Source organism: Caballeronia concitans, assembly GCF_001544615.1.
Taxonomy (GTDB): Bacteria; Pseudomonadota; Gammaproteobacteria; order Burkholderiales; family Burkholderiaceae; genus Caballeronia; species Caballeronia concitans.
The window spans coordinates 161611-181424 of the sequence record NZ_FCNV02000006.1; the positions used below are offsets into that span (position 1 = coordinate 161611).

General features: G+C 63.0%; 19 protein-coding genes. 13 read left to right on the top strand and 6 right to left on the bottom strand.

The features are described from left to right. Window positions 1-50 precede the first annotated feature (50 nt). From AWB72_RS16375 to AWB72_RS16410, 8 genes are all read left to right on the top strand, one after another. Window positions 51-353: an urease subunit gamma gene (locus AWB72_RS16375; protein ID WP_008342482.1), complete on the top strand. Its 303-nt coding sequence runs from the start codon at window positions 51-53 to the stop codon at window positions 351-353. Between the two features lie 8 nt (window positions 354-361). Then, window positions 362-667 carry an urease subunit beta gene (locus tag AWB72_RS16380; RefSeq protein WP_040050759.1) on the top strand — a complete coding sequence of 102 codons (306 nt, stop codon included), beginning with the start codon at window positions 362-364 and terminating at the stop codon, window positions 665-667. A 20-nt stretch (window positions 668-687) separates the two neighbouring features. After that, window positions 688-2394 (top strand): urease subunit alpha, encoded by a 1707-nt coding sequence (gene ureC / locus AWB72_RS16385; RefSeq protein WP_040050760.1) that lies wholly within the window; start codon window positions 688-690, stop codon window positions 2392-2394. An 8-nt stretch (window positions 2395-2402) separates the two neighbouring features. Beyond that, entirely contained in the window at window positions 2403-2999 is a 597-nt protein-coding gene (ureE, locus tag AWB72_RS16390; protein ID WP_087128286.1) for an urease accessory protein UreE, read from the top strand. Then, window positions 2986-3666: an urease accessory protein UreF gene (locus tag AWB72_RS16395; protein ID WP_040050878.1), complete on the top strand. Its 681-nt coding sequence runs from the start codon at window positions 2986-2988 to the stop codon at window positions 3664-3666. The genes ureE and AWB72_RS16395 overlap by 14 nt, the downstream gene beginning before the upstream one ends. A gap of 28 nt (window positions 3667-3694) precedes the next feature. Continuing rightward, window positions 3695-4345, top strand: a complete 651-nt coding sequence (gene ureG / locus AWB72_RS16400) for an urease accessory protein UreG (protein WP_040050762.1) — start codon at window positions 3695-3697, stop codon at window positions 4343-4345. Window positions 4346-4569: 224 nt separating this feature from the next. Next, window positions 4570-5733: a TIGR03118 family protein gene (locus tag AWB72_RS16405; RefSeq protein WP_040050763.1), complete on the top strand. Its 1164-nt coding sequence runs from the start codon at window positions 4570-4572 to the stop codon at window positions 5731-5733. Between the two features lie 432 nt (window positions 5734-6165). Next, a complete protein-coding gene (locus AWB72_RS16410; protein WP_143754633.1) occupies window positions 6166-6840 on the top strand; it encodes a class I SAM-dependent methyltransferase in 675 nt (224 codons plus the stop codon). Window positions 6841-6855: 15 nt separating this feature from the next. On the opposite strand, the gene cls is transcribed toward AWB72_RS16410, so the two are convergent. The 5 genes from cls to AWB72_RS16435 all read right to left on the bottom strand — a co-directional run bounded on the left by cls (window position 6856) and on the right by AWB72_RS16435 (window position 13072). Next, on the bottom strand, window positions 6856-8127 hold the full coding sequence (cls, locus tag AWB72_RS16415; protein WP_040050765.1) for a cardiolipin synthase: 1272 nt from the start codon (window positions 8125-8127) through the stop codon (window positions 6856-6858). A gap of 101 nt (window positions 8128-8228) precedes the next feature. Next, on the bottom strand, window positions 8229-9542 hold the full coding sequence (gene waaA / locus AWB72_RS16420; protein WP_040050879.1) for a lipid IV(A) 3-deoxy-D-manno-octulosonic acid transferase: 1314 nt from the start codon (window positions 9540-9542) through the stop codon (window positions 8229-8231). A 41-nt stretch (window positions 9543-9583) separates the two neighbouring features. After that, complete coding sequence (gene kdoO, locus AWB72_RS16425) at window positions 9584-10468, bottom strand: Kdo hydroxylase KdoO (RefSeq protein ID WP_087128288.1); 885 nt, start codon at window positions 10466-10468, stop codon at window positions 9584-9586. Window positions 10469-10543: 75 nt separating this feature from the next. Further along, entirely contained in the window at window positions 10544-11539 is a 996-nt protein-coding gene (waaC, locus tag AWB72_RS16430) for a lipopolysaccharide heptosyltransferase I (RefSeq protein WP_040050767.1), read from the bottom strand. Window positions 11540-11671: 132 nt separating this feature from the next. Further along, complete coding sequence (locus AWB72_RS16435) at window positions 11672-13072, bottom strand: phosphomannomutase/phosphoglucomutase (RefSeq protein WP_040050768.1); 1401 nt, start codon at window positions 13070-13072, stop codon at window positions 11672-11674. A 437-nt stretch (window positions 13073-13509) separates the two neighbouring features. Between AWB72_RS16435 and AWB72_RS16440 the strand changes: the two genes are divergently transcribed. The 5 genes from AWB72_RS16440 (at window position 13510) to AWB72_RS16460 (ending at window position 18962) form a co-directional block, all read left to right on the top strand. Beyond that, window positions 13510-14772, top strand: a complete 1263-nt coding sequence (locus tag AWB72_RS16440) for an oligosaccharide flippase family protein (protein ID WP_040050769.1) — start codon at window positions 13510-13512, stop codon at window positions 14770-14772. After that, complete coding sequence (locus AWB72_RS16445) at window positions 14769-15572, top strand: glycosyltransferase (RefSeq protein WP_087128290.1); 804 nt, start codon at window positions 14769-14771, stop codon at window positions 15570-15572. The genes AWB72_RS16440 and AWB72_RS16445 overlap by 4 nt, the downstream gene beginning before the upstream one ends. Before the next feature lie 14 nt (window positions 15573-15586). Beyond that, window positions 15587-16726 carry a glycosyltransferase family 4 protein gene (locus AWB72_RS16450; RefSeq protein ID WP_087128291.1) on the top strand — a complete coding sequence of 380 codons (1140 nt, stop codon included), beginning with the start codon at window positions 15587-15589 and terminating at the stop codon, window positions 16724-16726. Between the two features lie 25 nt (window positions 16727-16751). Further along, a complete protein-coding gene (gene galE, locus AWB72_RS16455; RefSeq protein WP_087128293.1) occupies window positions 16752-17780 on the top strand; it encodes a UDP-glucose 4-epimerase GalE in 1029 nt (342 codons plus the stop codon). 72 nt (window positions 17781-17852) lie between these two features. After that, the gene (locus AWB72_RS16460) at window positions 17853-18962 is read left to right on the top strand and encodes an MraY family glycosyltransferase (protein ID WP_040050773.1); all 1110 of its coding nucleotides are present in this window, start codon (window positions 17853-17855) and stop codon (window positions 18960-18962) included. A 57-nt stretch (window positions 18963-19019) separates the two neighbouring features. On the opposite strand, the gene AWB72_RS16465 is transcribed toward AWB72_RS16460, so the two are convergent. Further along, the gene (locus AWB72_RS16465) at window positions 19020-19715 is read right to left on the bottom strand and encodes a dienelactone hydrolase family protein (protein WP_040050774.1); all 696 of its coding nucleotides are present in this window, start codon (window positions 19713-19715) and stop codon (window positions 19020-19022) included. Window positions 19716-19814: the final 99 nt, after the last annotated feature.

The following is a 19814-nucleotide window of genomic DNA, read 5'->3' on the forward strand; positions in this document are numbered from 1 at the left end:
CGAGGCCAAGTGCTAGCATTACGAAGCCCATCGCTCATTAGAACAAGTCCATGAAACTCACGCCTCGCGAAAAGGACAAGCTCCTCATCTTCACGGCGGCACTGCTCGCGGAACGCCGTCGCGCGCGCGGCCTCAAGCTGAATCATCCGGAAGCGGTCGCCTTCATCTCCGCCGCGCTGATGGAAGCCGCACGCGATGGCAAGACCGTCGCGGAGGTCATGCATTACGGCACCACGCTGCTCACCCGCGACGACGTCATGGAAGGCGTGCCGGAAATGATTCCCGACATTCAGATCGAAGCCACCTTCCCCGATGGCACGAAGCTCGTGACCGTCCACCATCCCATTCCCTGAGACGCGCGATGATTCCCGGCGAATATCTGATCGACGACGGCGAGCACGAACTCAACGTGGGCCGCGAAACCGTCTCGGTCGTCGTGGCCAATAGCGGCGACCGGCCCGTGCAGGTCGGCTCGCACTATCACTTCTACGAAGTCAACACGGCGCTTATCTTCGATCGCGAGAAGACGCGCGGCTTCCGGCTCAATATCGCAGCAGGGACCGCCGTGCGATTCGAGCCGGGACAGGAGCGCACCGTCGAGCTCGTCGCGCTTGCAGGCGATCGTCACGTGTATGGCTTCAACGGCCTCATCATGGGCCCGCTTTAACTCAAAGCCAAAGGAAGACTATGACGCTACGCATCGGCCGCCGCGCTTATGCGGAAATGTTCGGCCCGACTACCGGCGACCGCGTGCGCCTCGCCGACACCGATCTCATCATCGAAGTCGAACGCGACTTCACCACGTATGGCGAAGAAGTGAAGTTCGGCGGCGGCAAGGTCATTCGCGACGGCATGGGCCAGTCGCAACGCCCCTCCGCCGAGGTGGTCGATACCGTCGTGACCAACGCGCTGATTCTCGATCACTGGGGCATCGTGAAGGCGGATATCGGCATCAAGGGCGGGCGCATCTTTGCCATCGGCAAGGCCGGCAATCCCGACATCCAGCCGAACGTGACCATTGCGATCGGCGCGGCCACGGAAGTGATCGCGGGCGAAGGCATGATCGTGACCGCGGGCGGCATCGACACGCATATTCACTTCATCAGCCCGCAGCAGATCGACGAAGCGCTCGCAAGCGGCGTCACGACGATGCTCGGCGGCGGCACCGGTCCCGCCACCGGCACCAACGCGACCACCTGCACGCCGGGGCCGTGGCACATGGAACGCATGCTGCAAGCCGCCGATGGCTGGCCCATTAATCTCGGCTTTCTCGGCAAGGGCAATGCGAGCCTGAAGGAACCGCTCGTCGAGCAGATCAAGGCGGGTGCGATCGGCCTCAAGCTGCACGAGGACTGGGGCACGACGCCCGCGGCCATCGACAATTGCCTGTCCGTCGCCGACGATACGGACACGCAGGTCGCCATTCACACGGACACGCTCAACGAAGCGGGTTTCGTCGAAGCGACCATCGCCGCGTTCAAGGGCCGCACGATCCACACGTATCACACGGAAGGCGCGGGCGGCGGGCATGCGCCGGACATCATCAAGGTGGCGGGCGAATCCAACGTGCTGCCCTCTTCCACCAATCCCACGCGGCCTTATACCGTCAACACGCTCGACGAGCATCTCGACATGCTGATGGTGTGCCATCACCTGGACCCGTCCATTGCGGAAGACATTGCGTTCGCGGAGTCGCGCATTCGCCGCGAGACCATCGCGGCGGAAGACATCCTGCACGATCTCGGCGCGCTGTCCATGCTTTCTTCGGATTCCCAAGCAATGGGACGCGTCGGCGAAGTCATCATTCGCACATGGCAGACCGCGCACAAGATGAAGCTACAGCGCGGCGCGCTGCCGGAAGACAACGCGCGCAACGACAATTTCCGCGCCAAACGCTATGTCGCGAAGTACACGATCAATCCCGCGATCACGCATGGCATTGCGCATGAAGTGGGATCCATTGAGCCGGGCAAGTGGGCCGATCTCGTGTTTTGGGAGCCGGCGTTCTTCGGCGTGAAGCCCGCGATGATCGTCAAGGGCGGCATGATCGCGGTGGCGCAAATGGGCGATCCGAATGCATCGATTCCCACGCCGCAGCCCGTGCATTATCGCGAGATGTTCGCCACGCGCGGCGGTGCGCTCGGCAAGACATCGCTTACATTCGTATCGCAGATGGCGCTCGAGTCGCGTATCACGGAACGTTATGGCTTGCGAAAGCAGGTGGTCGCGGTGAAGAACTGCCGCGCGGTGAAAAAGGCCGACATGATTCACAATGCATGGCAACCGTCCATCAGCGTCGATCCGCAGACGTATCAGGTGATCGCCGATGGACAATTGCTCACCTGCGATCCCGCCACCGTGCTGCCGATGGCGCAACGCTATTTCCTGTTCTGACCGTTTCCATGCGTACCCTCGACAAACGCCTCACCGCCAAACTCGCCACCGTGCTCGTCAAGCGCGCTCCCACGCTGACGCTCGCTTTCGATGCGCGCTGCAAGAGCCGCATAGCCGTCACGCTGGATAACGGCGAGGAAGTCGCGCTCGTGATGCCGCGCGGCACCGTGCTCGCGGATGGCGACATGCTCGTAGCCGACGACGGCGGCTTCGTGCGCGTCATCGCGGCGGCTGAAGACGTGTTCGTCGTGCGCGCGGTGAATCCGCTCACGCTGATGCGCGCGGCATATCACCTCGGCAATCGGCACACGCCGGTCGAAGTGCATGCGGATCATCTGAAGCTCGAAGCGGATGCCGTGCTCGAAGACATGCTCAAGCGTCTCGGCGCGACGGTCACGCGCGAATCGCAGCCGTTTCAGCCGGAAACGGGCGCGTATGGCGGCGGCCACAAGCACGGACACGACGAGACCTTCAGCGAGGACTACGCACTCGCGCAGAAGGTTTATCACGAGCATCACGGGCACGATCACTCGCAGTGCGGGCATGATCACTCGCACGATCATGCGCACGACCATCATCATCATCACGGTCATGCGCACGACTGAACTCACGGCGCTCTTGCATCTCGCGTCGCCTGCGCTGCCAATCGGCGCATTCAGTTATTCGCAAGGCCTCGAATCGGCGATCGAACACGGCTTCATTCACAATGCCGACAGCGCGCGCGAATGGATCGCAAGCGGTCTTGCTCATGTGCTCGCGCGTGGGGAATTGCCGTTCATCGCGCACCAGATGGAACGCTGGCGCGCCCATGATGCCGCCGCGCTTGCCCGTGCCGACGACGAATACATCGCGAGCCGCGAGTCCGCAGAATTGCGGCGTGAGACCGAGCAGATGGGATGGTCGCTCGCGCAACTGTGCGCATCGCTCGAATGGGGCGATGCAGCACGCCGTTCGACGCTCGCCGCGATGAAGCCCATTGCGCAGCCCACGGCGTTCGCATTCGCCGCCTACGCGCACGATGCTTCGCCCGATGCCGCGCTCGCCGCTTATGCGTTCAGCTGGGTCGAGAATCAGACGGCCGCCGCGCTCAAGGCGGTGCCGCTCGGACAGCTTGCGGGGCAGCGGATCATCGTTGCGTTGCGCGCGCCCATCGACGATGCCGTGAGCCGCGCGCTGGCTACATCGCCCGATGAAGTGAATACCTTTGCGCCGCAGCTCGGCATTTTGTCGGCGCGCCATGAGTCGCAGTATTCGCGGCTCTTTCGTTCTTAACTCGCTTTAGCATTCGAACCGATATCGCATGAACGCACCCGCTTATTCCGCCGCCGCTCGCCGTACCAAGAAACTGCCGCCGTTGCGCGTGGGCGTCGGCGGTCCGGTCGGCTCCGGCAAGACAACGCTGCTCGAAATGCTCTGCAAGGCGATGCGCGACAAGTACGATCTCGTCGCCATCACCAACGATATCTATACGAAAGAAGATCAACGCCTGTTGACCGTGGCGGGCGCCTTGCCGCCCGAGCGCATCATGGGCGTGGAAACGGGCGGCTGTCCGCATACGGCCATTCGCGAAGATGCATCGATCAATCTCGAAGCGGTGGACAGGATGGTGTCGCGCTTTCCGGACGTCGATATCGTTTTCATCGAATCGGGCGGGGACAATCTGGCGGCTACGTTCAGTCCCGAGCTTTCCGATCTGACCATCTATGTGATCGATGTCGCCGGTGGCGAGAAGATTCCTCGCAAGGGCGGGCCGGGAATCACCAAGTCGGATCTGCTCGTCATCAACAAGACGGACCTTGCGCCTCATGTCGGCGCGAATCTCGATGTGATGGCCAGCGACGCTAAAAAGATGCGCGGCGAAAGGCCGTTCGTGATGTGCAATCTCAAAGCCCTCGATGGGCTGGATGCAGTGATTTCTTTCATCCAGAAGAAAGGGTTGTTGGCAGTGTGATGGGACGATGATTCGTTGGCGGCCGCTGGACGTGGTCGCCAAGCATTGCAAGCTCGAATTGACTCGCTGTTTTATGTAGCTGTTCTAATAAAATCCGCAGCACAAACACCTTCCATCAGCTTTGTCGCGTCCCTCTGGAATTTCCGGAACGTCAAGGCCGTTTACCTTGCTCCAGCGCCAATTCACAGAGCAGGTCCTCATCAATTTGGACCAAGGAGGGTGTCATGTCTCATGTCTCCGGATGTTTGAAAGCAGCCGTTGCGATGGTCGTTGCCGCCGGTTTCACGACCGCTCATGCGGGCCATGACGATGCGTATGTCGTCACACCGCTCGTCTCGAATGTGGCAGGCGCCGCCCCGAAGGTGGACGGCGTATTGCAGAACGCCTGGGGCATTGCGTTCAGTCCTGCCGGCAGTCCTTTCTGGGTGAACGATAACGGCACGGGATGCTCCACCCTGTATGACGGCGAAGGCACGAAGCTGTCATTGCAAGTTGTCATTCCGCTACCGGGCAATGTCATACCGGCGGGCGCGTGCCGGGCGGTCTTTCATAACAATCCGCCGAATCCTGCGCCTGCTGCGCCGACAGGCATGGTATGGAACGCCTCGGCGGCATTCCTCGTGCCGGGCACGACCATCCCCGCTGCCTTTATCTTCGCGACCGAAGACGGCACGCTTTCCGCCTGGGCCGGCGGACTGAATCCGGCGAACAACGCCGTGATCGCAGTCGACAACTCAGCCGTTCCTTCCGTTGCCAATCATGCCGTCTACAAGGGCCTCGCGTTCGGCGTCAACAAGAAAGGCCTCTTCCTCTTTGCGACGAATTTCCGTTCGGGCCGCATCGACGTATTCGGACCCAGCGGCGGCGCAAACGGCCGCTATATGAGCGTGTCGACAGACGGCGGCTTCATGGATCCGCATATGCCAGCGGGCTTTGCACCGTTCGGCATCGCGAATATCGACGGCGATCTCTTCGTGACTTATGCCCAGCAGGATGCTCAGAAGCACGACGACGTCGCCGGCAACGGTCTCGGCTTCGTCGATGTATTCGACACCGACGGTCATCTGTTGCGTCGCTTCGCCAGCCGGGGAACGCTCAATTCGCCGTGGGGCGTGACGCGCGCATCGTTCGATTTCGGACCGTTCAGCGGCAAGATTCTCGTCGGCAATTTCGGCAATGGCCGGATCAATGTCTTCAACAACGACGGCACGTTCGTCGATCAACTGGAAGATGTGTATGGCAATCCTCTGACCATCGACGGCTTGTGGGCACTCACTCTGGGCGGCGGACGGAATTCGAACTCGGACACGCTTTACTTCTCGGCAGGTCCCAATGAAGAAGCGAATGGCCTGTTCGGAACCATTAAGCCGGTGCGCGGCCACAAATGAAGCCTTAAGCACGGCGTCTCGCTTTGCAGACAACACTCGATGCAGATCACACAACGTCGTTCGCGCCCCTTGCCTCCTCCTTGCTCGGAAGGAAAGCGCAAGGGCCGCTGAACGACAAAATCACGTCAATGCAAGACGAAAAAACTCCGCATGTGTTCGCCGCTTCACATATCCGTCGAAGGCAAGCTGTTTAGAATCGGTCTTCTCGTGCCGCATCTTCACGTCCGGCCTTCGACGCGCGTTCGATTTGTTCAACTGAACAAATGATCGTTCGATTTCGATTAATGTGGAGAATTTATGAATACGAGCGCAACGTTCAAAGCGGAAATTAAGCGGCGAGTGAAATGGTCTTTGATCGGCGCGGTCGCGAGACTTCCGGATTCCGTACAGACTCTTCTTTTCGTTTCAGCCATTCGCAAATACGGCAAGCGGGTGCCCATTCTGAGAGCCGTCTACAGCGGCTGCTACAGGACTCATCCGATCGACCGCACGCTCGGCACGGATACCGGGGGCATATATCCGCCCGAATCCGTGACCGGCACCAATGGCCCGGAAAACGGCAACCTGCCCTATATGGGCTGTCAGCCGAGCATTGTCCGGCACGCGCTGAATCAGCTTGGCGACGTAAGCGGACGCACGTTCATCGACATCGGTTGCGGCAAGGGCCGGCCGATGATCGTCGCGACGGAATTTCCCTTCGATGCCGTGCTGGGCTACGACATCGCGGCGCCGCTCGTCGATGTTGCGAACCGCAACGCAAAGATCGTCGCGCGCCGCTTTCCGGAACGAACGATCATGCGCGCGTTCGTCGATGACGCGACACGCATGCCCTTTCCTTCGAAGGACATCGTCGCGTTCTTCTTCAACCCGTTCGGCGCAGAACTCATGAGTGTCATGCGGCAGAAGTTCGAGGCTGCGTTGGCCGATCACACGCTCGAACGCCTCACTATCGTCTACATATATCCGACGTGCGCGCATGTGTACGACGGGTCGCCGATGCTCGCGCGGCAAGCGTCGTTCAATACCCCTTACGCCCCGAGCGAAATTGGCTATGGGCCGGACTTGCAGCAGGAAGTCATTATCTGGAACGACGCGCGGCACGCGTGAGCGAAAACACTCGCCCTATAACTGCGAATCCAGCAACGCGACCACGCGATCCACGACCTTCTCGCGCAGCGGCCGCCGACGCCAGTCCGCAAGCGTGATGCGTTTCGCCTGCGCGATATCGCGATCGAAAACCGCCGTCTGCTGACGCGCGAAATCGCGATCGTAGATGTTGAGATTGGCTTCGTCGTTGAGCTTGAACGACCGGCTGTCGAAGTTCGTCGAACCGACCGACACGAGATATTCATCGACCACGATCACCTTGCAGTGAAACATCGTCGGCTGATACTCGTACATCTCCACGCCCGCCTCGAGCAGATCGCCCCAGCACGCGCGCGACGCCTCGCGCACCGTATGCGTATCGATGCGCTTGCCCGGCGTGATGACGCGCACCTTCACGCCCCGTTTCACCGCCTCGACGATCGCGTTGATCGTCAGCTTGTCCGGCACGAAGTACGCGCTCGACAATTGAATGGAATGCGTCGCGGCCGTGATCGCCATCAGATACATGAGCTGCATGTCGTCGCTGCCGCCCGAGGGCGAGCTGCTGAACATGTGCGCGAGGCCGTCGCCCGCGGCGTCGATCTGCGGAAAGTAATCCGGGCCGTGCAGGACATTGCCCGTCGATTTGACCCAGTTGTCCATGAAGACCGCCTGCATCTGCCCGACCGCCGGGCCTTCCACGCGAAAGTGCGTGTCGCGCCAATGCTTCTCGTCCTGCGCGTGCCCCGTCCATTCATCGGCGATCCCCACGCCGCCCGTGAAGCCGATGCGTCCGTCGATCACGAGCAGCTTGCGGTGCGTGCGGTCGTTCATGCGGCCGAGCCCGGTCCAGTGCGGCTTGTGATACAGCACGACTTCGGCGCCCGCCTCGCGCAGCATCCGCAGATAGCGCTTGTCCATCTTCGACGAGCCGACCCAGTCGAGCAGCACATGCACCGCGATGCCCTCACGCGCCTTGTCCGCGAGCGCGCTCGCGATCTGCTCGCCAATCCCGCCGGACCAGTAAATGAAGGTTTCGAACGTGATGGTGCGGCGCGCGGAGCGGATGCCTTCGGTCATCGAAGGAAAGATCTGATCGCCGTTCACGAGCACCTCGAAGCGGTTGCCGCCGACGACGGGCGGCCCGAGCAGCAGTCCCATCGAGCGGAGAAACTGCGGATCGTCGCTGGAGTACAGCCGTTCGATCCTGTGCTCGATCTTCTTCTCGCCGCTCGAAAGGTTCGCGATGACCAGCACGACGACGAGCGTCACCGCGATGGTCAGGACAATCAGGGCAATCGTCGGCATGCGCGGTCCTCGCTTGACGGACGGTCGTCCGGAACCGCTAGTGTACGGGCGTTTCGAAAGAGGGATGGATTAGGCGATCCTCTATGATGCACGCGCGGCCCTTACGTTTCGCGGTCTTCCAGCAACGCCCCCAGCACCTTCACCGTCCGCTCCGTTGCCCCGCGATGCCGCGCCGCGAACGCCGCCGCCGCTTCGCTCATCGCGATCCGGCGCGGCTTGTCCGCGAACAGTTCGCGCAACGCACGCGCAAGACCGTGCGGATCGTCGACACGCAACGCCGCGCCCGCCGCGATGGCATCGTTGGTCGCCTGAGTGAAATTGAACGTGTGCGGCCCGATCAGCACGGGCACGCCCGCCGCGCATGCTTCGATCAGGTTCTGCCCGCCGAGCGGCAACAGGCTCCCGCCGATGAACGCCAGATCGGCCGCCGCGTAATACGCGCCGAGTTCGCCCATCGAATCGCCGAGCAGCACCTGCACGTTCGACGCCAAGCGCGCCGGCACATCCGCGCCCGATCCCGCCGCAACGGGCTTCGGCGCCCAGACGGAACGGCGCGCGCCCGTCATGCCCGCCGCCGCGATCAGCGCGGATACTTCATCGAACCGTTGCGGATGACGCGGCACCAGAATCAGCAGCGCGTCCGGCACGTTCAGCGCGGCGAACGCCCGCAGCACGAGCGTCTCCTCGCCTTCGCGCGTGCTCGCCGCGACCCAGACGGGCCGTTCGCCGATGGCCGCGCGCCAGGCCTGCCCGCGCGCCACCAGTTCGGGCGGGGCGGTCATGTCGAACTTGAGATTGCCGAGCACCGCGACATTGCGCGCGCCGAGCGCGGTCAGCCGTTCCGCGTCGGAAGGCGTCTGCGCGAGCACGCGCGTGAAGCCGCCGAACACTTCGCGCACCGCGCGCCCGAACCGTGCCGCGCGCCGGTACGAGCGCTCCGACATCCGCGCGTTCGTCAGCACGAGCGGCACGTCGGCGTGCTTGCATTCGTCGATTAGCGTCGGCCAGACTTCCGTTTCCATCACGATGCCGAGCGACGGCCGCCACGCGCGCAGGAAGCGCCGCACGAGATGCGGCAGGTCGTAGGGAAGATAGCTGCGCAGCACGCGGTCGCCGAACAGGTCGATGCCCGTCGCGCGGCCGCTCGGCGTCATGTGCGTGATGAGCAGCCGCGCGTCGGGATGCGCCTTCATCAGCGCTTCGATGAGCGGCTGCGCGGCGCGCGTTTCGCCCACCGATACCGCGTGCACCCAGATGAGCGGCGCGAGATCGTCGGGGCGGCGCGCGGGGCCGCGTCCGAATCGTTCGCCGATATGCTCGCGATACCCCCGCTCCCTGCGCGACCGGATGTAAAGCCGCAGCACGGCCAGCGGCGCGACGATCCACCACATCGCGCGATAGATCGCCCTCAGCACGACAGCCGAGAACGGCGCCGCCGGCGCGGATGCAGCGCCGCTCAAACGAGCGCCCTGCCCTTCAGGCGCTCGAGAATGCCGAGCGGCGCGTGATCGGGGCGCGCCATCGCCTTGACGGGCAGGAAGAACGTCTGCTCCATCATGAACTGGCCGGACATCACCGCGTGCGACGCCTGATCCGAGAAGCAGATCCACACGCAGCCGGGCGGAAACGGCATCGTCTCCTGCGGCGACGACTTCTGATAATCGAGGTCGGCCTTCATCGCGTCATGCAGATGCAGCATCAGATGGTCATACTCGCTGCGCTTCGTCTTCGTGATGTGCAGCAGGTTCATGAGCCATGCCGATCCCGGCGCCTGCGCCTTGATGGCGGGCAGAAAGCGCTTGGCCATGTCCTCGAACGGCTCGCCCACGCGCCACACGCGCGGCGTGCCGTTCGGGTTCACGTTCGTGAAGACGCGCAGAATGCGCTCGCCGTAGTTCGGGCGCGACGGGAATGCATCGACGTGCAGGCGGCTGTCATCCTTGCGCCACGACGTCTCGCGCGTTTCCACCTGATGCAGCCGCAGGCTCGTGGGCGCGACGCGCAGCTTGCCGTCGTATTCGGGAAATAGGCCGTCGACGAGCGTGCGCGCATTCGTCTGATACCGGCCGATGAGCGAGCGCACCGCCGACTGCATCACGTTGTCGCCCATGACGCCGTTGAGCGCGCCGCCGTTGGGCGCGAGGCTGATGTTTTTGCGCTTCGGGTCGGCGATTTTGGGGTCGAGCAAAGCCTGCTCGCCGCCTTCGATCGCGAAACGCAGATTGGGAAAATAGAGGACCTTGCCGTCTTCCACGGCGGCGAGGAGCGTCTCGCGCGGTACGGACAGGTTCTTGCCCTGCCAGTCGCATGAAGCGACTTCGATGATTTGAGATTCCGTCATGTGCCTTCGAACTTGAGTGGGCTCGCGCACGGCGCTACGCGTCAAGGCATCGAAACATCGAAACGTCGAAGCGCGTCAAAGCAGGCCGAAACCCGCGAGCGCGGCCTTGACTTCGGCGAGCGTCGGATGCCGGCTCGCGTCGCCGAGATTGATCACGTTCGGCGACCAGTAGCCGCCGGTGCGCCATGCGGTCGAGAAATTGTACAACTCGACGGTGGGGCGTTTCAGCGCTGCGGCAATATGCACGAGGCCCGTATCGACGCCGACGGTCGCCGCCGCGCCCTCGATCAATCCGACGACCGCCGGCAGCGAGAGCTTCGGCGGCACGACGGCGGCCGCGCCGAATTCCTTCGCGAGCTTCTCGCTCGTCGCGCGTTCGGCTTCGCTTCCCCACGGCAGCACGATCGATGCCCCGCGCGTGACGAGCGCCTGCCCCAGTTCGATCCACGCGGCTTCTGGCCATTGCTTGTCGGCGCGGGACGTCGCGTGAACGAACACGACATACGGCACCGGCAGATTCAGCCCGAGCGCGGACACGGCGAGCGTCGCGCGGCGCGTGTCGATGCCGAAGTCGATGTCGTCGGTCATCTGCGGGCGCGGCAGATCGAGCGCGGCGGCCACGAGCTGGCGCGTGCGCTCGACGACATGCGTGCGCGGCTCGATCGGCACGCGGCGGTCATAGAAGAAGCGCACGGGCCATTCGAAGCCCGCGCCGTCCGTGCGATTCGCGAGCCCGACGAGCGGCCCGCGCGCCCAGCTCGCGACCCACGCGGTCTTGATGAGCCCCTGGCAGTCGATCACGAGATCGTATTTTTCGGCGGCGAGTTCGCGCCTGAACTTGCCGATCTCACGCCAGTTGGCCGCCGACGCAAAGCCCTTGCGCCAGCGGCGCAGCGAGAACGGAATCGCGCGGCGCACGCCATCGACCAGTTCGACGAGACTCGCGAAGCTCTCTTCGACGAGCCAGTCGATTTGCGCATCGGGATAACGGCGGCGAATGTCGGCGATGGCCGGCATGTTGTGAACGACGTCGCCGAGCGACGACACGCGGACGATCAGGATCTTTTGCACGCTGTGAGGGAAGGCGCGGATCGCGCGTGGAGAAAGAACGGGAAGCGGGGATTTTAGCGCGGCTCGCCGGCGCGCCACGCAATAAAAAACGGCGCGACCTTCCGGTCGCGCCGCTTCTTCACCCGTCAAACCTTAGAACGGCAACTGTGCGTCCGGCTTCTCCGCCAGAATCACGCGGCGGAAATCTTCCTGAATGCGCTTCAGCGCTTCCTCGCTGTCCGCTTCGAAACGCATCACCACGACCGGCGTCGTGTTCGACGAACGCGCGAGACCGAAGCCGTCCGGATACTCCACGCGCAAGCCGTCGATGGTCAGCACGTCGTCCGCGCCTTCGAACTTCGCCGACTTCTGCAGACGCCCGATCAGCTCGAAGTTCTCGCCTTCCTGCAGCTTCAGTTGCAGTTCGGGCGTCGAGAGCGAGTTCGGCAGATCGTTGAGCAGCTTGCTCGGATCGTCCACGCGCGAGAGGATTTCGAGCATGCGCGCGCCCGTGTACAGGCCGTCGTCGAAACCGTACCAGCGGTCCTTGAAGAACACGTGGCCGCTCATTTCGCCCGCGAGCGGCGCGCCCGTCTCGCGCAGCTTCGCCTTCACGAGCGAGTGGCCCGTCTTCCACATGACCGGCTCGCCGCCCTGCTCGCGCACCCACTTCGCGAGATTGCGCGTGCACTTCACGTCATAAATGATCTGGCCGCCCTTGTTGCGCGACAGCACTTCCTGCGCGAACAGCATCAACTGGCGATCCGGATAGATCACCTGCCCGTCCTTCGTCACCACGCCGAGACGGTCGCCGTCGCCATCGAATGCGAAGCCGATTTCCGCGTCCGTTTCCTTCAGCGCCTTGATCACGTCCTGAAGATTCTCGGGATGCGCCGGGTCCGGGTGATGGTTCGGGAAGTTGCCGTCGATGTCCGTGAACAGCTCGACGAGTTCGCAGCCGAGCGCCTTGAACAAACGCGGTGCGAGACCGCCCGCGACGCCGTTGCCCGCATCGACGACGATCTTCATCGGACGCACCGGCTTGATGTCGGAGACGATGCGGTCGAGATAGAGTTGCGACACGTCGAATTCGGTATAGCTGCCTTCGCCCGATTCGAAGTCGTTATTGACGATGCGCTGATACAGGCCCTGGATCTGCTCGCCATAGATGGCCGCGCCGCGCAGCACCATCTTGAAGCCGTTGTAGTCGGGCGGATTGTGGCTGCCCGTCACGACGATGCACGAATCCACGCGACGCTCGCCCGAAGGCAGCGGCAGCGGCACGCTCGCCGCGAAATAGCCGACGGGCGTCGGCACCATGCCGATATCGACCACATCGACGCCCGCTTCGCGCAGGCCGTCCGCCAGCGCGCCGACGAGTTCCGGACCGGACAGGCGGCCATCGCGGGCCACGACGACGGAATCGCCGCCCTGCTTGCGAATCTCGCTGCCGAATGCGCGGCCGATGCTCTTCGCGACATCCTTGTCGACCGTCTTGCCGACGATACCGCGAATGTCATAAGCCTTGAAAATGGACTGGGATACCTGGCTCATAAGATGGCTACCTCTTCTGTATTAATTGATGAATTCTCGGCGATGCAGCCATAAGGGCGTGGCAAGTCGTGGCGAGATGAGCGCGCCCGACTTCGCCAACATGCGCGCGAACGACTGCGAGGCTCATGGGTCGAGCGTCGAACCCTCGCGAACCTGCCAACGAAACGTCGAAGCTCGAGCGAAGGGCGGGCTTCGGTTCGCACTTATAATCGCTGTCTTTCAGCGCTTTCGATGTTGCGCGTCGCGGTTCAAGCCTGCGCATTCAATTCTAATCCAATGCCCAAACGCTCTTTCGCCTCCAGGCCGACGAATGAGTCGCCTTCGCGCGCAACCGCACATAAATCGATCTTTGGCGCGGAATTGTTACGCAACGCGCAGCACGGCGAACAGGTTCCGGTAGCACGCCGCGTGCCCGGCATTGCAATGGGAACGCGCGCATGAAGGTGCTCACGCGATCAGGCAATCCGGACGTCGCCCGCGCGCTCGCGAACATCGTCTGGCTCGGACTCGAACGGCTCACGCAGATTGCCGTGGCCATCGTCATTTCGGGTCTGCTTGCGCGCTATCTCGGCCCCGACGCATTCGGCAAGTGGCAATACGCGAACACGCTGCTGCTCGTCATCGCGCCGATCACATGGGTATGCGGCGCGGAGATTCTCGTGCCCACCATCGTCGATAAACCGCCCGCGCAAACCGGCGCCGTGCTCGGCAGCGCGTTCGTCTTGCGTATGGGCGTGTCGGTCATCGCGCTGCTTCTCACATGGACGTGGATCGGACTCGGCGGCACGGACCCCGTCGTCGGCGCGATGCTCGCGGGGCTTGCCGTCACCATGCTGTTTCGCGAGCCGTTCATCGGCGTGATCAACGCGTGGCTGCAAAGCATGACGTATAGCAAGCCGCAGTTGATCGCGAGCATGACGACGGCCATCGTCAAAGCCGCGCTCGTGTATGCGCTCGTGCGCATGGCGGCGGGCGCGGCGAGCTTCGGCTGGCTGTGGGCGCTCGAAGCAGCGGCCATTGCCGGCGCGCTCGTGCTCTATTACATGCGGCGGCACGGCGGTGCGCTCGGCTGGCGCTTCGACCGCACGCTGTTCAAACACTTCGCGAGCGCGGGCACGGTGTTCTGGATCGGCCTCATCGGCATGTATCTGTTCCTGAAGCTCGACCGTTTGATGCTCGCGCATCGCGTATCGTTCGCCGAACTCGGGCTTTATTCCGCCGCGCAACAGCTCAACGAAAACTGGATCGCGCTTGCGTTGATGCTGTCGCAAACCATCGCGCCCGCGTTCGTTTATCGCGTGACGGAAACCGCGCAACTCAGGCGCAATCTGCTGCGCCTCTTCGCGATGACCGCCGCGCTGATGATCGCGGGCGCGGCCGTGCTCGATGCGCTCGGCGGCTTCATCATCGCGCGCGTGTTCGGGCCGAACTATGCGGGCGCAACGGACATCTTCCGCTGGGCCGTGTGGCTTTCGGTGCCTGCCGGGATAGAGGCGATCGGCAATCTCGTGCTGCTCAAGTATCAAGCGCGCTACGTGCTGCTCTCGAAGTGGCTGCTTGCACTCGCGGTCGCGTTCGCGGTGAACGTGTTCGCCATTCCGCGCTTCAACGGCTATGGCGCATTGATCGGACTGGCGGCGGGCTATGTCGCGGCTGCATCGGTCAACTTCTACTACATTCGTTTCCGGCTGCGCGCATGACTGATCTTTCCGATGTCGCCGTCCTGATGCCCGCGTTCAACGGCCAGGCCGATGTTGAACGCACGCTCGCATCGTTCAGGGAAGCGTCGCGGGTGCGCGTCGTGATCGTCGATGACGGCAGCACGCCGCCGATCGTCGCGCCTTCCATCGACGGCCTCGACATCGAGATCGTGCGCATGGCGAAGAACGGCGGCATCGAGCGTGCATTGCAGGCGGGCATCGACGCGCTCGCCGAACGCGGCGTGCGTTACGCGGCGCGCATCGACGCGGGCGACCTCGCGACGCCCGGCCGTCTCGCGAAGCAGCGCGCGTATCTCGAAGCGCACGCGCGCGTGGCGGTCGTCGGCATGTGGACGCATGTCGTCGCGATGAACGGCGCCCCGCTCTTCGATCTCACGCCGCCCACCGATCCCGCCGCCATTCGCCGCACGATGCTCGCGCGTTCGTGCTTCGCGCATCCTTCGCTGATGCTGCGAGTCGATGCGGTGCGTGAAGTGGGCAACTATCGCGCGCACTATCGCGCGGCCGAAGACCTCGATCTGCTGCTGCGCCTGATGACGCGTTATGACGGCGCGAACCTGCCGGAATTCGGCCTCTATTACGAACTGAACGAAGGCGGCATCAGCGCGACGAAGCGCCGGACGCAAACGCTGTCAACGCTGCGCCTGCAACTGCGTTACTTCCGTGCGGCGAATCCGCTCGACTGGATCGGCGTCGTCAAGAGCATCGCGCATTTGCTGCTGCCGTATCGCGCGCTGAGCGCCGTCAAGGCGAAGCTCTTCAAGGCTGCATCGCGCTAAACGAAAAACACCGGATGAACAACAGACAGTCCAGCCTACGCATCGCCCTCGTGTGCAACACGGCCTGGGCCATTTACACGTACCGGCGCGGCGTCTTGCGCATGCTCACGCGACAAGGCGCGCAAGTGACGATCATCGCGCCGCGCGATCGCACGTTCGAACCGCTCATCGAAATGGGCTGCCGTTGCGTCGAATTGCCGGTGGCGTCGAAAGGAACGAACCCGCGCGAAGACCTGAAGACGATGATGGCGCTCTACCGTGAATATCGCGCGACGCGTCCGCATCTCGTCTTTCACTACACGATCAAGCCGAACATCTACGGCTCGCTCGCCGCGATGCTCGCGCGCGTGCCGTCCATCGCGGTGACGACGGGCCTGGGCTACGTGTTCATTCAGAAGAGCCGCACGGCGCAGGTTGCGAAGCGCCTATATCGTTTCGCGTTCCGTTTTCCGCGCGAAGTGTGGTTCCTGAATCGCGACGACCATCAGGCTTTCGTCGATGAAAACCTGCTCGCGCATCCCGATCGCGCGCGACGCCTGCATGGCGAAGGCGTCGATCTCGATGAATTCGCGCTCGAGCCCTTGCCGCGCCGCGAGGACTTCGTGTTCATCCTGATCGGACGGCTGCTGTGGGACAAGGGCGTGGCCGAATACGTGGAAGCGGCGCGGCGATTGCGCCAGCGCTATCCGCACGCGCGCTTTCAGTTGCTCGGGCCCGTTGGCGTCGATAATCCCAGCGCGATCAGCCGCACGGATGTCGAGCAATGGGAACGTGAGAATATCGTCGAGTATCTGGGCGAAGCGAACGACGTGCGCCCGCTCATAGCCGCCGCGGATTGCGTGGTGCTGCCGTCGTATCGCGAAGGCGTGCCGCGCACGCTGATGGAAGCCTCCGCGATGGGCCGCCCGATCGTCGCCACCGACGTGCCCGGCTGCCGCGAAGTGGTCGAGCACGGCGTCAACGGCTTGCTGTGCGAAGTGAAGAGCGCGGACAGCCTGACCGAGCAACTCGAACGCATGATGACGCTGCCGCTAGAAGCGCGCGAAGCGATGGCGCTGCGCGGCCGCGAGAAAGTCGCCCATGAATTCGACGAGAAGAACGTCGTCGAGCGATACAAGAGCACAATACACGCCATTACCGGCATTTCACTTTGATCTGGGCGTCCCGGAGAACACACGAATGAACGACATTACGAAGGGCAACATCCTCGTCACGGGCGGCGCGGGCTTCATCGGCTCGCACACGTGCGTGGAACTGCTCGATGCAGGCTACGGCGTGGTGGTCGTCGATAACCTCGTCAACAGCCGCGCCGAATCGCTGAAGCGCGTGGAGCGCATCACGGGCAAGCGCGTGACGTTTTATCAGGAAGACGCACGCGACGAAGCCGCGCTCAAGCGCATCTTCGACGCGCACGCGATCACCGGCGTCATCCACTTCGCCGCGCTGAAGGCGGTGGGCGAATCGGTCGCAAAGCCGATCGATTACTACAGCAACAACATCGGCAGCCTGCTCGCGGTGCTCGGCGTCATGCGCGAGCGCAACGTGCGCAACTTCGTGTTCAGCTCGTCGGCGACGGTGTATGGCGTGCCGCAATCGGTGCCGATCGACGAATCGTTCCCGCTGTCGGCCACGAACCCGTATGGCCAGTCGAAGCTCATCGCCGAGCAGATTCTGCGCGATCTCGAAGTGTCCGATCCGTCATGGCGCATCGCGACGCTGCGCTATTTCAACCCGGTGGGCGCGCACGAAAGCGGTCTCATCGGCGAAGATCCGGCGGGCGTGCCGAACAACCTCATGCCTTATGTCGCGCAAGTGGCGGTCGGCAAGCTGGAGCGCCTGCGCGTTTTCGGCAACGATTACGATACGCACGACGGCACCGGCGTGCGCGATTACATTCACGTGGTCGATCTCGCGCGCGGACATATCGCCGCCATTGACGCGCTGAAACGGCTCGATCGCAGCTTCGTCGTCAATCTCGGCACGGGGCAAGGCTATAGTGTGCTGGATGTCGTGAAGGCGTTCGAGCGCGCGTCCGGCAAGCCCGTGCCTTACGAAATCGTGCCGCGCCGTCCGGGCGATGTCGCCGCCTGCTACGCCGATCCGAGCGCCGCTGCATCGCTGATCGGCTGGCTCGCGGAGCACGGCATCGAACGCATGTGCGCCGATCACTGGCGCTGGCAGTCGCAGAATCCGCAAGGGTTCGCTTAAAGTCGCGCCGCGCCCGGCATCGCCGTTCGTTTCGATGAACGCCGGGCGCTGTCATCAACCGGTCCATTTTTCATGCTTAGTTTCGCGCTTGCTTTTCTGGTCTCGCTCGTCGTGACCTTGTTGATCGTGCGTTTTGCACACTTGCAGGAAGGCGTGCTCGGCGACACCGATCTCGCCGGCGTGCAGAAGTTTCACGCGCGGCCCGTGCCGCGTATCGGCGGCGTCGGCATTCTGTGCGGGCTGACCGCATCGGCGGTGCAGTTGCGATGGACTTATCCGCTCGTCGCGGCCGGCATCCTCGGCGTCATCGCGTGCGGCATGCCGGCGTTTCTCTCCGGACTTTTCGAAGACCTGACCAAGCGCGTGACGCCGCTCGTGCGTCTCATCTGCACGATGGCCGCCGCCGGTCTTGCGTATGCGTTATTGGGCATCGCGGTGACGCGCATCAGCGTGCCGCCGCTCGATTTCCTGCTCTCCTACGCGGTCATTTCATGCGCGGTGACGGTGCTTGCGGTCGCGGCGCTGGCCAACGCGGTGAACATCATCGACGGCTTCAACGGCCTCGCATCGATGGTCACGTTCATGATGTTCGCCTCGCTCGCGTATGTCGCGTTCCAGGTGCATGATCCGGTCGTGCTGTCGGGGTCGCTCATCATGATGGGCGCGGTCATGGGCTTCTTCATCTGGAACTTCCCCGCGGGCCTGATCTTTCTCGGCGATGGCGGCGCGTACTTCGTCGGCTTCATGCTGGCCGAATTGTCGATCATGCTCGTGATGCGCAATCGCGATGTCTCCGCGTGGTATCCGGTGCTGCTCTTCATGTATCCGATCTTCGAGACGTGCTTCTCGATCTATCGCAAGAAGTTCATTCGCGGCATGTCGCCCGGCATTCCGGATGGCGTGCATCTGCATATGCTGGTCTACAAGCGGCTGATGCGCTGGGCCGTCGGTGCGCAGAACGCGCGTGAAATCACGCGCCGCAATTCGCTGACGTCGCCCTATCTATGGCTTTTATGCCTGATCGCGGTCATTCCGGCGACGCTGTTCTGGCGGCATACGGTGCATCTCTTCTGCTTCGTCGTGGTCTTCGCGGTCACGTACGTGTGGCTGTACGTGAGCATCGTGCGCTTCAAGGTGCCGCGCTGGATGGTGTTTCGCAGACCGCACACGGTGAAGAAATAACGCGTTCCTTCGCACGACCGACGCCGCCCTTATCAGGCGGCGTTTTCGTTTGGTGCCTTATTTCAGGTGCTTTTCGAAGAAATCGGCGGTGCGGTCATTGGCGAGCTTCGCGGCGGCGGCATCGTAATGCGCGCCGTGATTGCGCGCGAACGCGTGATGGCAGCCGGGATACGTGTACGCCTCGATGTTGCCGCGTCCCTTGATGGCGGACAGCACGCGATTGCGCGCATCGGCATTGATGAACTCGTCTTCCTCGGCGAGATGGATGAGCAACGGAATCTTGATGTTCGGCACCTCGCCCACATGCTGATCCGTGCCGCCGCCGTAATACGATACCGATGCATCGACATCCGTGCGCGCCGCCGTCAGAAACGACAGCAGTCCGCCCAGGCAAAAACCGACCGAGCCGATCTTGCCCTGCACTTGCTGTAGCCCGCGCGCAAAGCCGATGGTCGCCGCGATATCCTCGACGCCCGTGTTCAGATCGAAGGCGTTGTAGTACTTCATCGCCTGCTGCCATTCGCCTTCAGTGCGGTCCGTGAGATTCACGTTCGGCTCGAGCCGCCAGAACAGGTCAGGACATAACGCGACATAGCCCTGACGCGCGTAGGCATCGCTGGTCTCGCGCATGTCCGCGTTGATGCCGAAAATCTCCTGAAGAACGATGACCGCGGGCGCAGGCGTCTGCGCGGGATAGGCCACGTAAGCGTCGAAATCGCCGTCGGGGGTTGAGATGCTGAGCATGTCGGACATGGGGTCTCCTTCCATGAGGGCTGCAGCCTTCTCTTTGATACGCGAAAAACGGCACATGCGCCAGCATTGGTTGGCTGGCGCATGCGATGACAGCCATGT